At 69.5% G+C, this 13,516-nt stretch carries 10 protein-coding genes; 4 read left to right on the top strand and 6 right to left on the bottom strand.

Translation table 11 applies throughout. The features are described from left to right. Positions 1 to 135: 135 nt before the first annotated feature. Positions 136 to 1,497, top strand: coding sequence for a serine hydrolase domain-containing protein (locus LY41_RS07625; RefSeq protein WP_253863165.1), 1,362 nt, complete (start codon positions 136 to 138; stop codon positions 1,495 to 1,497). A 12-nt stretch (positions 1,498 to 1,509) separates the two neighbouring features. Next, the gene (serC, locus tag LY41_RS07620; protein ID WP_253863164.1) at positions 1,510 to 2,640 is read left to right on the top strand and encodes a phosphoserine transaminase; all 1,131 of its coding nucleotides are present in this window, start codon (positions 1,510 to 1,512) and stop codon (positions 2,638 to 2,640) included. Positions 2,641 to 2,820: 180 nt separating this feature from the next. Here the strand turns inward: serC and LY41_RS07615 are convergent, their stop codons facing one another. After that, a complete protein-coding gene (locus tag LY41_RS07615; protein WP_253863163.1) occupies positions 2,821 to 4,359 on the bottom strand; it encodes an arylsulfotransferase family protein in 1,539 nt (512 codons plus the stop codon). Positions 4,360 to 4,600: 241 nt separating this feature from the next. On the opposite strand from LY41_RS07615, the gene sepH reads away from it, so the two are divergent. Continuing rightward, positions 4,601 to 5,590: a septation protein SepH gene (gene sepH / locus LY41_RS07610; RefSeq protein ID WP_253863162.1), complete on the top strand. Its 990-nt coding sequence runs from the start codon at positions 4,601 to 4,603 to the stop codon at positions 5,588 to 5,590. Between the two features lie 201 nt (positions 5,591 to 5,791). Here sepH and LY41_RS07605 read toward each other — a convergent pair whose 3' ends face one another. Next, a complete protein-coding gene (locus tag LY41_RS07605) occupies positions 5,792 to 6,991 on the bottom strand; it encodes an NAD-dependent epimerase/dehydratase family protein (RefSeq protein ID WP_253863161.1) in 1,200 nt (399 codons plus the stop codon). A 146-nt stretch (positions 6,992 to 7,137) separates the two neighbouring features. Here LY41_RS07605 and LY41_RS07600 point away from each other — a divergent pair, with 146 nt between their 5' ends. After that, a complete protein-coding gene (locus LY41_RS07600; RefSeq protein ID WP_372493141.1) occupies positions 7,138 to 7,695 on the top strand; it encodes a GtrA family protein in 558 nt (185 codons plus the stop codon). Between the two features lie 409 nt (positions 7,696 to 8,104). On the opposite strand, the gene LY41_RS07595 is transcribed toward LY41_RS07600, so the two are convergent. From LY41_RS07595 to LY41_RS07580, 4 genes are all read right to left on the bottom strand, one after another. Then, on the bottom strand, positions 8,105 to 10,381 hold the full coding sequence (locus tag LY41_RS07595; RefSeq protein WP_253863160.1) for a glycosyltransferase family 2 protein: 2,277 nt from the start codon (positions 10,379 to 10,381) through the stop codon (positions 8,105 to 8,107). A gap of 40 nt (positions 10,382 to 10,421) precedes the next feature. Continuing rightward, the gene (locus LY41_RS07590) at positions 10,422 to 11,366 is read right to left on the bottom strand and encodes an NAD-dependent epimerase/dehydratase family protein (protein ID WP_253863159.1); all 945 of its coding nucleotides are present in this window, start codon (positions 11,364 to 11,366) and stop codon (positions 10,422 to 10,424) included. Between the two features lie 296 nt (positions 11,367 to 11,662). Beyond that, on the bottom strand, positions 11,663 to 12,505 hold the full coding sequence (locus LY41_RS07585; RefSeq protein ID WP_253863158.1) for a DUF2537 domain-containing protein: 843 nt from the start codon (positions 12,503 to 12,505) through the stop codon (positions 11,663 to 11,665). Beyond that, the gene (locus LY41_RS07580; RefSeq protein WP_253863157.1) at positions 12,492 to 13,340 is read right to left on the bottom strand and encodes a TrmH family RNA methyltransferase; all 849 of its coding nucleotides are present in this window, start codon (positions 13,338 to 13,340) and stop codon (positions 12,492 to 12,494) included. Before LY41_RS07580 ends, LY41_RS07585 begins: the two co-directional genes overlap by 14 nt. Between the last annotated feature and the right edge of the window lie 176 nt (positions 13,341 to 13,516).

The raw sequence follows: 13,516 nt of genomic DNA, 5'->3' as shown, positions 1-13,516 counted from the left end.
CACCCTAGCCCGCCGCACGGCCCCGGCCGAGGCACAACGTGACGCACGTAAAACACCCCGAAGGGCACCTTGGGGACAGAACACGCGGCCGGGATGCACGCCTGGCGGTGACGCGGGCTGTCTACGATCTTCGGCATGTTGCCTTCCACCGAGCTCGTCCTGAACCGCCGTATCGCCACCGAGCAGGTCACGGGCCGCGCACCGTCGCTGACGGCCGCCCTCGTGCGTGACGGCGAGATCACGTGGTGGGGCTCGCGGGGCACGGTCGACGGTGTCCGCCCGGACCGGACGACCCAGTACCGCATCGGCTCCATCACGAAGTCGATCGTCGGCGCGGCCGTACTGCGGCTGCGCGACGAGGGCAGGCTCGAGCTCAACGATCGGCTGGACGAGCACGTCCCGGGCACCGCGTTCGGCGGCTCCACCATCGCCCAGCTGCTCTCGCACACGAGTGGCCTGACGTCGGAGTCGCCGGGCGCGTGGTGGGAGCGCAGCCCCGGCGGCAGCTGGACCGACCTGTCGGCGAGCCTGACCTCCGGCGAGACCAAACACCGCCCCGGCCGCCGGTTCCACTACTCCAACGTCGGCTACGGCGCACTCGGCGAACTCGTCGCGACCCTCCGCGGCACGGACTGGCTCGACGTCGTGCACGCCGAGATCCTCGAACCCCTCGGCATGCACCACACGACAGCCGTACCCGGTGGGCACGGCCTCGCCACCGCCACGGGGTACGCCGTACACCCGTTCGCCGACGTACTACTGCCGGAACCCGCCCACGATGCGGGCGCGATGGCTCCGGCCGGCCAGCTGTGGTCGACGCTCGACGACCTGGCGCGCTGGACGGCGTTCACCGGCGGCCGTACCGGCGGCGTACTCGACCCCGGCACGGTCGCCGAGATGCGCGAGGCCGCCACGGTCGACGATTCCGGGGGCGCGTGGACGGCCGGGTACGGGCTCGGGTTCCAGCTCATCCAGGCCGGTGGCAAGCGCCTCGTGGGTCACGGCGGGTCGATGCCGGGGTTCCTCGCGTGCACGCTGATCGACCCGGCGACGCAGACGGGCGCGGTCGCCTTCACCAACACCACCGCAGGGGTCGGCATCGGCAGCCTGACCGCCGAACTGATCGCGATCGCCGACGACCACGAGCCCCCGCTGCCCGCCGAGTGGACGCCGTCGCCGGTGGAACCGCGCCTGCTGGAGCTGACGGGCCTCTGGCACTGGGGCCCGAAACCGCACCACCTGTACGCGATGTCCGACGGCTGGCTGAATCTGGTGCCCGCCGACGGCGTGGGACGGGCCTCCCGGTTCCGGCCGACCGGCGACGACCGGTGGGTCGGACTGGACGGTTACTACGCCGGAGAGACCCTCACCGCGGGCCGAGTGAGCGATGGCACACCGACGTACCTCGAGCTTGCGACCTTTGTTTTCACCCGTACTCCCTACGATCCGAAGGCCCCGGTACCGGGCGGAGTGGACCCCGAGGGTTGGCGAGCGTGAAACACTGCCGGCATGACCGAAGCCGCTGACTTGACGATCCCTGCAGAACTCAAGCCCTCCGACGGCCGGTTCGGCTGCGGCCCTTCCAAGGTTCGGCCGCAGCAGCTGGCCAACCTCGCCGAGGAGGGCGCGAACGTACTCGGTACGTCGCACCGACAGAAGCCGGTGAAGTCCCTCGTCGGCCGTATCCGCTCCGGGCTGGCGCAGCTGTTCGACCTTCCCGACGGCTACGAGGTGGTGCTCGGCAACGGCGGTACGACCGCGTTCTGGGACGCCGCCGCGTTCGGGCTGGTCCGTGAGCGCGCGCAGCACTTCACCTACGGCGAGTTCTCCTCGAAGTTCGCGAAGGTCACCGACCAGGCCCCGTTCCTGGACAAGTCCGTCATCGTCGAGGGTGAGCCGGGCAGCGCCCCGGAAATCTCGTACCAGGCGGGCTGCGACCTCGTGGGCTGGGCGCACAACGAGACCTCGACCGGTGTCGCGGTGCCGGTGAAGCGTCCCGCGGGCAGCGACGACGCGCTGGTGGCCATCGACGCCACCTCCGGCGCGGGCGGCCTGCCGGTGAAGGCCGAGGACTTCGACGTCTACTACTTCGCTCCGCAGAAGTGCTTCGCCTCCGACGGCGGGCTGTGGATCGCGCTGATGTCGCCCAAGGCGGTGCAGCGCGTCGAGGAGATCGGCGCGAGCGACCGCTGGGTGCCCGAGTTCCTGTCGCTGCAGACCGCGCTGGACAACTCGCGCAAGGATCAGACCTACAACACGCCCGCCCTCGCGACGCTGCTGACGCTGGCCGACCAGATCGACTGGATGAACGCGAACGGTGGCCTGGACTGGACGACCGCGCGGACGAAGGACTCCTCGGACCGGCTCTACGAGTGGGCCGAGAAAACCTCCTACACCAGGCCGTACGTGACGGACCCGTCGCTGCGCTCGCAGGTCGTGGGCACGGTCGACTTCGACGACGACATCGACGCCACCGCCATCGCCGCGGCGCTGCGCGCCAACGGGGTGCTCGACACCGAGCCGTACCGCAAGCTGGGCCGTAACCAGCTGCGGGTCGGCATGTTCCCGGCGATCGAGCCGGACGACATCACCGCGCTGACGAAGTGCATCGAGTACGTCGTGGACCAGCTGCGCAAGTGAGCTACCGGGCCTGCGGATGACCCCGCGGAGCCTGCGAGGACCGGCACGTCGAACGGCCCGGCACACCGCGGGTGTGCCGGGCCGGGCTGTGTCCGGCCCGGGTGTCGGCCCCGAGTGCCGGCCCGGGTGCCGGCCCGGAGTGCCGGTGCAGAGCTGCGGGCGCCCGGGTGCGCCGCCGGGTCAGCGACCGCGGACCGGTTCCGACCTGCCCAGCTCGTTGCCCTGGTCGTCCAGTCCGGCCACGGCGAAGAACGGGCCCGCGGCGTCGCACGAGATCGCCGTCTCGAACCCGCCCTGCGGCACCGTGACCGCCTCGGACAGGTCGTTGGCCCGCTGTCCTGCCAGCACCCGCCAGCGCTTCACCTCGGTCGCGCCGTTCCAGCTGGCGTAGACGAACACGCCGCGGGCCGCGTTCGGCCGCACCGCCAGCGCAGGCGTGTCGTCCGGCTCGCCGGCCCAGTCGCCCAGGTAGGCCCGATAGGTCTGCACGAACTCCGGCGTCCGCCAGTCCGTGCGCCACTCGCCGTCGGCATCGAACTCGCTGACGTAGGGCTGGCATCCCCACCCGACGAGCGCGCGCCCGTCCTCGAGGAGCTGCAGGTTGCCCTGGTTGTCGCAGAGCAGGCCGGCCGGGTGCACGTACTCCCGATCCAGCTCCGCGGTCATCGCATCCTCGTCGAGTTCGAGGACCATGCCGCGCGAGCGGTCGGCCTGCGGGGGCGAGGAGGCGTTGTCGAACAGCGACAGCGTGCCGTCGGGCTGCCTGCGTGCGTCGTGCTGCCAGTAGAACTCGACACCCGTGCCGAGTCGGAAGTCGGTGTTCTTCCCGCCGAGCGTCCACCGCAGCGCACCGTCGGACTTGGCGATCTTGTAGACCGCCCACGTGTTGCGCGCCGAGACCAGCAGGTCACCGTCGTCGTCCAGCCCGATCGAGTTCAGGTGGATGTAGTCGTACGGGTGGTCCTTGGTGCCCTGGCCCTCCACCGGAAGCTGCGATTCGGTCAGCTCGACGTGATCGAGGCTGTGCCAGTCGAACAGCACCTCACCGGTCTCGATGTCGATCTCCTGGATCACCCCGTCCGACACCCAGCCGTCCGACGGGCCGCCGACGGCACTCAGGTCGGTCCGCACCGGGTTGTAGGCCATGATCAACGCTGTGTCGTCGTCGGTGATGAGAAACTCGTGCAGATCGGCGTCGGCGACCCCGTTTCCCGTGTCGACCTCGGCGATCTGCGCATAGGACCGGTCGAAGACGAGGCACTTGCCCTTGCCGAACCCGATGGGTGCCACGCCCTGCCAGGTCGTCAGGACCGGCTCGCCCCGGTAGGTCTGCATCCGGAAGTCCATCGGCTTCTCGTCGTCACCGTCGCGTACGGCGAACCACACGGGTTCGCCGCGGCGGTCGACGATGAGCATGCCGGCCTGACCGGCACCCTCGCCCTGGTAGTCCTTCACGCCGAGGAACAGATGCCGCGGACGCGCGGGTGGGGCGATGTCCGGATCCGCATCGGACGTCTCGACCTTCGGCGGACGCAGATCCGGCCGCGAGTAGAAGCTGTGCACCTCTTCCGCCTTGGGAGGCGCCAGCACCTCGGGCTCGGGTTCCGCCTGCGAGCTCCGGTAGCCGACATACCCGCTGACCAGGGGAACCGCCACGGCAGCCCCGGCGGCGCCTGCGCCCTTGAAGAACCGGCGCCTGCTGAATCCTGTCTCACTCATATCGCGTATCCGTTCCTCGCCCCAGCTGCCGGCACAGGTCTGGCCGCCGGCACCCACATGTCCGAGTTGCGTTGGTCCGACCGAGTGACGATCGCACAGCTCGACTTCGCACTGCGCACCGACCTGACTCGCCACCCGGCTCCCACGTGATCTCGCCGTGACTCGGCGCGCCTGCATCGTCAAGGCGACGCGCCGCTCTAACGTGACCGGCGAGGAACGTGAACGCGCATGGGAGGCGGGAATGCGAACGCTACGGGTGGTCGGGTTGCACGAGGACGGCGAGTCCATCGTGTGCGAGGACCCCGAGCGCCGTGAGCGGTTCGTCCTGCCCGCGGACGAACGGCTGCGTGCGGCCGCCCGCGGTGACATCACCCGTCTCGGCCAGATCGAGATCGAGCTGGAGGCACAGATGCGACCACGCGAAATCCAAGCCCGGATCCGAGCGGGCGAGACGGTCGAGCAGGTCGCGACCGCCTCGGGCGTGCCCACCGACCGGGTCGAGCGGTTCGCCCACCCCGTGCTACTCGAACGCTCCCGCTACGCCGAGCTCGCCCAGCAGGCGCATCCCGTGCGTGACGACGGCCCGGACGTGCAGACCCTCGCAGAGGTCGTGGCCCACGCCTTCGGTGCGCGCGGACACGACTTCTCCCAGTCCGAATGGGACGCCTGGCGCGGCGACGACGGCAAGTGGGTCGTTTGCCTGCGCTGGTCGGCAGGACGTTCGTCCAACCGTGCCCACTGGACGTTCACACCCGGCTCGCACGGCGGCTCCGTGACCGCGATCGACGACCTGGCCGCGGCGCTGCTCGACCCGACGTCGTTCCGCACCCCGCGCGCGGTCAGCGACCTCACCGAGCGCACCGCACCGCAGGAGGAACAGGAGCGCTCCTCCGCGGCCGAGGAGGAGCTCGAACCCGTGCTGTTCGACTGCCCGGAGTTCGACGAGCCCGACGAACCCCGCGGCACCGCGAGCAACGTCATCGAGGCACCGCTGCCCGCCGGAGAGCCGCCCACGGAGGAGGCGCCCTACGACGAGCGGATCGGCGCCGACGGTCGCGGAACCGGCGGCGAGCCGGACCGTACGGCCCCCGCAGCGGGCCAAGGGGGCACCGGTCCGGACGGCGGCCCGGGTTCGGGGCCGGGCACACCGAGGCCGAAACGCAGGGGCGGCCACACGCCGGTGCCTGCTTGGGAGGACGTCCTGCTGGGCGTCCGCAGCCAACGCGGCTGAACCCTCCCACCGAACCAGCCGGCCCAGGCCGAACCAGCCGGCTCAGCGCCCCGAAGGGCACCTTCGGGGCGCTCAATGCCCCGAAGGTGCCCTTCGGGGCGTGTCACGCTCCGCCGCGTTCGACGAACGAAGGGCGGCCCACCGGGGAGCAGTTCACTCCAGGTGGGCCGCCCTTCGGGGTGCCGGAACCCGCCGAGCGTCTCAGAGGTTCGTCGGCGTGCCGACCTTCTCCGACTTGCCGCCGGTCCACGTCGACACGCACGGGATACGCGAGGTGTCGCAGCGCTCGGCGTACTTCTTGGTGATCTCGGTGACCTCGGCCATCAGGCCCTCGTTGAGCGTGATCGGGCTGAGGCCGAGGTGCAGGAACCGGTCGTTGGACACGTGGAGGTCGTTCTCGTCGGCCTCGTTGCGCGGATTCTCCACCTTCTCGACGGCCGCGCCGGTCTTGTCGGCGATCATCTGCGCCAGGTCGCGGACCCGGTGCGTCTCGGTCATCTGGTTCAGGATCTGTACCCGCTCACCCTTCTCGGGCGGGTTGGAGATCGCCAGCTCGATGCACTTGACCGTGTCCTGAATGTGGATGAACGCGCGGGTCTGACCACCCGTGCCGTGCACGGTCAGCGGGTAGCCGACACCGGCCTGCATCAGGAACCGGTTGAGCACCGTGCCGTAGTCGCCGTCGTAGTCGAAGCGGTTGATCAGGCGCTCGTCCAGCTGCGTGTCCTGGGTCTGCGTGCCCCACACGATGCCCTGGTGCAGGTCCGTGACCCGGATCTTGTCGTTCTTGTTGTAGAAGTAGAACAGCAGCTGGTCCTGCGTCTTCGTCATGTGGTAAATGCTGCCCGGGTTGGCCGGGTACAGGATCTCCTGGTCGACGAGGTCGCCGTCGCCGGTCTCGATCTTGACCTGGAGGTAGCCCTCCGGGATCTTCATCCCGGCCGTGCCGTAGCCGTAGACACCCATCGTGCCGAGGTGCGCGACGTGGATGTCCAGTCCGCTCTCGACGACCGCGGCCAGGACGTTGTTCGTGGCCCCCAGGTTGTTGTCGACGGTGTAGCGCTTGTGCCAGCTGCTCTTCATCGAGTACGGCGCGGCGCGCTGCTCGGCGAAGTGCACGATCGCGTCCGGGCGGAACTCGAGGAGCAGGTCGAGGAAACGCTGGTAGTTCTGCGAGACGTCGAGATTGTGGAAGGAGATGTCCTTACCCGTCGTCTCCTTCCAGGCCGCCAGGCGTTCACCCATCGGGCGGATCGGCGTCAGCGACTCGGCCTCGAGTTCGATGTCGATCTTCCGTCGCGAGAGGTTGTCGACAATGGCGACCTCGTGCCCCTGCGCAGACAGGTGCAGGGAGGTCGGCCATCCGCAGAAGCCGTCGCCGCCAAGAACCAGTACTCGCATGTGTTGTGTTCCTCCTGTCGCCTGAGCCACGCGGCCCGGCTCTGCACCCGAACTAACGGTTCACACTGTATTAGTAACGGGTTGATCTCAACCCGAAGGCAAAGAATAGGGATGTCACCGCACGAACAAGAAGGGCGGTTGGCACAATGGGAAGAGTGACGACCGTTCCCGCAGGGCAAGATGCCGCTGACCAGCAGGAGTCGGCCGACGACCCGGATCATCAACCGGGCAGGCCGACGTTCTTCGCACGCATGGTCCGCGCGCTGATGAGCTCCGGCCTGGCCACCGGTATGAGCCAGGTGACGCTGATCGTGCTGCTCACGATGAACCTGAATCCGACGGCCGCGAGCGCCGCAGCGTTCGTGGCGGGAGCCATCCCCAACTACTTCGTCGCCCGGCGCTGGGCGTGGAACCGCAGGGGCAAGCCGGACGTCAAGCGTGAGCTGCTGCCCTACCTGTTCGTGATCGGCCTCGGCGGCATCACCTCGATGACGCTGACCACGATCGCCGGCTGGGTCACCGAACCGCTCCGGATCGAAGGCTTCGTGCGCGTCATCGTGCTCGACGTGGCGTTCCTGAGCAGCTACGCGCTGGTCTTCCTCATCAAGTTCACGCTGCTCGACCGCTTCGTCTACAGCAAGCTCGACGCCCCGAAGGCCACCGGGAAGATCGAGCCGGCCGCGGTGCAGACACAGACCGCCTGATCCCGGCTCACCCAGCCTTCCCGAGGAGGGTCCGACCGCCGCCCGGTGGCCGGGCCCTCGTTCTTTCTGCTCCTTCCCGATCGGATGACGGTCCGGGATCAATGATCAAGATTCACCGGTACCGGCATGCGCCGAGTCGGAATCAAGAGGACAATTCGCCGGCCGGGTTTCCCGCTCGGCCCGTGGCATCGAAACAAGCGTGCGCGGCATTTTCGGCCGCTGCCGATCGATATCCGTGTTGTGCGCAGCACGCCATTTCCGGCCGGTGCCCGCACCGTCCCTGCCGATTCGGCCACCGGCCCGGCGGGCAGCCACCCCGGCCGCAGCCGCCCAGAAGCAATGAGCGGCCCCTGAGTCCCGTCGCCGGGATCAGGGGCCGCTCGTCGTTCTCGTCGCTACAGCGGACCGCTCAGGCCCGATCACGCTCGCCGGACTCCGGCGCGGCCTTGCGCACGTACGGCCTGCGCTTGCCGCCACGGAGTACGTACTCCCGCAACCACGTCCCGAGCATCACCCGCGCGTAGTTGGCGCCGTACTTGAGGCTGCCGCCCTTCTTGCTGGCACCGTTGTTGCGCAGCTCCATGGTCATCGGCACCTCGAGCAGCCGCGCGCCCTTGGCCGTGACGCCCAGCAGCAGCTCGGACGCCTGGTACTGCGGCTCGCGCAGCGTCACCGACGCCGCCAGGTCCGCGGGCATGGCGCGGAAGCCGAACGAAGTGTCGGTGATCTTGCGCATCGTCAGGATCGAGGCCAGCCAGGCGAACACCCGGACGCCGAGCCAGCGCACGCTGCTGTCGTACTTGCCCGAGCCGAGGCGGCGCGAACCCGTCACGAAGTCGGCGGTGCCGTCGAGCAGCGGCTTCATCAGCATCGGCAGCTCGTTGTTGTCGTACTGGCCGTCGGCATCGGTAGTGACGACCCAGTCGGCGCCGCACTCGGCAGCCAGGTGGTACCCCAGCCGCAGCGCACCACCCTGGCCGCGGTTCTTCGGCGCCTCGCAGACGTACGCGCCGGCCTCCCGCGCGATCTCGGCAGTGCCGTCGGTCGAGCCGTCGACGACGACGAGCGTCGACACCGGAATGTCCCCGCAATGGGTGGGCATGTTCTGCAGCACCGGAGTGATGCCCTTGGCCTCGTTGAAGGCCGCGATGATCACCACGAGCGGGCTCAGCGGGGCCTCGCCGTAACGACTGCGGAACTCGGACACGGCGGCGGTGTCGACGTCATCGGGGTAGTCGTCCATCTTGGGGCGACGACCGCCCCCAGCGGGCTTCTTCCCCGTTCCGAACATCGCGGCCAGACCCAACACGCCGCCGATCGGCAGCAGGACGAGCGCAGGCAACTGATACCTCCAGGAGAACTCGAACGCGGCTGAACCCGCCAGGATGATGAGCGCGCTGCCGGTGGCCAGAAACGCACCAGACCGAAGTGGCGATCTGCGCGCCTTTCCTACGCCGACCGCACCAAGGATGCCCAACAGCAAGAACACCGCGAGCAGTGGGCCCCAGGTGTAGCCGCCGTTCTGTTGATAATCACGCATAAAGGACGCGAGCGCCCGATCGGCGTGCGGCAACTCATCATCATAAGCGAGCGTCCACGCCTGGTACACCTGAGGCGTCTCTGTCCCCACATCGTGGTACGGGTAGTGCGACTGGAAATGCCATCGCTCGGCGGGGACGTCGTTGTGGAACGTCTCCTTCACCGGGACGAAGTTCTTCCCGAAGTCGTAGAGCACCTCGCCGAACAGGTCCAGGGGCTGGTTCAGGATGACCCAGTAGGAGAACTGCTTGGCCAGCGTCGCCTTGTCACGCTCGTCCGGGAGCGGCTCCGACGGCCAGTCCGCCGAGCCGTACTGGAAGTGGGTGTAGAAGTCGACCGACTTGCGCTGGCCGAGCGGCTCCTCGGGGCACATCAACCGCAGGCCCTCGTCGTCGGGCAGCCGACTGCAGTCGGCGAACGTGGCCGTGCGGCCGTACAACACGTTGTTCGTCGCCCCGGTCAGCCCGAAGTGCCCGGCGTAGGTCGCGTAGTACGACATGTAACCGAAGAGCACGATCGCCAGACCGGCGAGGCCCGCGGCCGTCCTGCTCGCGACGTGCCGGCGACCGGCACGGGTCTTCCACGTCTTCAGCCCGCCGAACGCGAACAACAGGAACAGCCCGAACGGCAGCACGACGACGATGCCGATCGACCGGGTGAGCACCGCGGCCGCGACCAGCGCACCGGCCACCGCGGCGCGCTTCCACGTCAGTTCCCCGCGGGAGAGCAGCGCCCACAGCATGCCCACCAGCAGCGCCTGGAAGAGGATCTCGGACATGAGATTCGCTTCGATCTGCAGCTGGTAGGCGTCCAGCAACATCGGCGCGGCCGCGATCGCCGCAAGCCAGCCGCGCTCGGTGTAGCGCATCGCCAGCCGGTACAGCACCAGCGCCAGCAGGATGCCGATGGCGTGCTGGGCCGCCTGCACCCAGGCGAACCCGCCGAATTCGAGCAGGAACTTGAGCAGGAACGTGTACCCGAGCGGGTTGAGATCCGTCGGCCGCAGTTCTTCCAGATTGCCCAGGTAGCGGAACGTGTCGATGTAGAGCAGCGCGGGCTGGTACGCCAGCCACGTCACGACCCGCAGGGCGATGCCGCCTGCCAGCAGCAGAAGCAGCAGCCAGTGACGGCGGAGAAAGGTGGACACTCGGCGATCTCTCTCGTCGGTCGGCTCGGCGGGCGGCGGCTCAGCCCGTGACGGCCGCGGCCTTCCGGAAGTACTCCCAGGTCGCGGCGAGCCCTGCCTTGAGGTCGTACGACGGGGTGTACCCGATCGTGTCGGCACTGCCCGAGACGTCGACGATCACGGCCGGCATCTCACCGCCCGGAGCCGGCACGTGCTCGACCGGGATCTCGGCGCCCGTCACCGCGCGTACCCCCTCGATCATGTCCAGCACCGACACCGACCTGCCACCACCGAGAATCGCACGGCCGGTGTACTGCGTGTCCCACGCACCGGTGATGCCGGAGACGATGTCGTCGAGGAAGACGAGGTCGCGCTTCTGCTGACCGTCGCCGTAGACCTTCACCCCCTCGCCGGCAAGCGCGGCGCGCATCAGCCGCGGGATGAAGCTGTCCTTGTGCGACATGCCGGGGCCGTAGACGTTCGTGAATCGCAGCGCCGTGGTCCGGACGCCGTAGGCACCCGCGTAGCCCGACATGAGCATCTCGCACGCCGCCTTCGTCGCGCCGTACGGCGTGAGCGGTGCGAGCGGCAGGTCCGGGGTGATCGTGGCCGTGCCGACGTCGCCGACCACGGCGTTCGTGGAGGCGAGGATGAACCGCGGCACCTCGTGGATACGGGCGAGTTCGAGCAGCTCGTGGGTGATCGCGACGTTCTCGGCGTACGTCTCGGCCGGCATCTCCACCGACTTCAGCACCGACGTGATCGCGGCGAGGTGGATGATGCCGTCGGCACCGGGCCCGATCGCCCGTTCGCGCACGGCGGCGTCCTTCAGGTCGCCCTGGACGTGCACGACCCCCTCGTCCTCGGGATACGGCGACGGTTCCCGGTCGACGATCGTGACCCGCGCGCCGCGCTCGCGGAACTTCGCGACGACCGCGCGTCCGATGAAGCCGCTGCCACCGGTGACGACGACGTTGCACACGTCATGAGGATTCGACGAAGCCATAAGGCGTAAAGTACCGGTCCCCCGAACGGCGGTCCGCGCCGACCGTCCTCATACCTGGACTCGACCCCCTCGGCAAGACTCCGACCTGGTCGTTATCGACTCGTGAACAACCGCGGGACCGTGCTCGAGGTCACTGACCTGCGACTGCGCACTGTCCGCGCTGGCGTGAATGTCCGTTTCCCGTCACGGGAAATCGTGTTCTATGTCACATCATGGTTCAGATGTTGCGGGCGCCGCCACGTGGCCCTGTCTCACCAGGCCCCGCCTCACCACGCCCCGCCTCACCACGCCCTGTCTCACCAGGCGATGACGAGGACGCCGATCCACGCGAGTGCGATCCCGGCCGCGACGCCGCCGACGATCCAGCGCACCACCGGCACCCGCCTGCCCAGCCACAGCGACGGCGCGAGGCCCGCGCTCACCACCAGCGCGGCGGCGACCGCCACCAGCCCGTGCGTCGCCGAAGCCAGCGCACCGGCGAGCGCCAGCATCGCCACGACCATCACGACCGCGAAGAACGCCCCGGCCAGCACACCGGTACCCCACGGCACCGGGCCGGGACTCTGCTCCGCCTGCACCCGCCACCACTCGGCGAGGGCATCGAAGCGGCCGTTCCCGCGACGTGTGCCGCCGGCTCCGGTGCGAGTCGGTCCGTCCTCGCCCGCGTTCCCGGCTCCGGTGCCCCTGTCTCCGGTGCCCCTGTCTCCGGTGCCCCTGTCTCCGGTGTCCCTGTCTCCGGTGACGCCGGCTCCTGCGTTCCCTGCTCCGGTGGGCTCGTCGGCGGGAGGAACAGCCACGAACGTCCGTCCGGCCACCGGGTCGCGATAGCTCACCGTGACGCCGAGTGCCGCGGCGATCCGGCCTGCGAGCTGCCTGCCCCGCTGCGCGACCACCGCCCCGCTGTCGGCGGTATCACCTGCGGCTCCGGTATCGCCTGCCGTGCCGGGACCGGCACCTGCGGGGTCCGTTCCGCGCGGAGCGGCGGCGCCCACGACCGCCGACACCCGCGCCCACTCGTGCAGCGCCTCGGTGAGCTGGTGACCGAGCGAGAGCACCGCGGGGTCGGCCTCGCGGCCGCCCGCACCGGTGAGCACGGCCCTGCCCTCGCGCACGTCCAGTTCGAGTTCAGCTCCGTACATCGCAGGCGGCCCCCTCCCTGCGGACGGTGAGCTCGTAGAAGGCCACCGCGCCCGTCGTCGCGACGTTGAGCGAATCGACCCCGTCGGCCATGGGAACCGACACGGCGACGTCGGCGGCCCCGAGCGCGTCGCCGGAGAGACCGTGCCCCTCCGAACCCAGCATGAGCGCCACCTTCCGGTCTCCCGCGGCCTCCCACAGCGGCACGGACCCCGGCTGCGGTGTCAGTGCGGCCAGGCGGAAGCCCGCCGCCCGCACGACCTCGAGCGCGGCCCGCCACTCACCGGGGTCGCTCGCCACGGCGAACGGCACGCGCAGCACGTGCCCCATGGAGACGCGCACGCTGCGGCGGTACAGCGGATCGGAACACCCCGGCCCGAGCAGCACGCCGTCGATGCCCAGCGCGGCGGCGTTGCGAAACAGCGCCCCGAGGTTCTCGTGGTCGCCGACGCCTTCGAGTACGGCGATCACCCTGGCGCCGCGCACGAGGTCGGCCACCGACGGCTGTGGCGCGCGGCCGGCCGTCGCGAGCACACCGCGGTTGAGGTGGAAGCCGACGACGTCCGCCATCACGTCGGCCGACGTGACGTAGGCGGGCACATCGAGGTCCGCCAGGTCGGGTTCCAGCTCGTCGATCCGGCGCTGCACGCCGAGCAGTGCCCGCACCGGATACGGCGAGTCGGCGAGCCTGCGCACCACGACGGTCCCCTCCGCGATCACGAGCCCGCGCCCGCCCGGCCGGTCGGGCCTGCGGTCGGCGGTCGTGAGATCGCGGAACTCGTCGAGCCGTGGGTCCGCGACGTCCTCGGTGTAGATCAACTGCAATGGGCCGGCCACCCGCCGAGTGTCCCATTACCCCTGTTGCGCGGGTATCGGTGCTCCGAACGCAGGGTCCACCGTTCGTGCGAACGAAGGCCCCCTCGCGGAGGGTGAGGCCTGCACCACCGCAGTGCACCGGTTTGGCCGCTGGTCCGGCATCCGCGCGGTGTGCCAACGTCGCCTTCTGCCACGGA

Source organism: Prauserella halophila (assembly GCF_024171895.1).
Classification (GTDB): domain Bacteria; phylum Actinomycetota; class Actinomycetes; order Mycobacteriales; family Pseudonocardiaceae; genus Prauserella; species Prauserella halophila.
The sequence above is the reverse complement of the archived record's forward strand: the minus strand, read 5'-3'. Positions and strand labels throughout refer to the sequence as shown.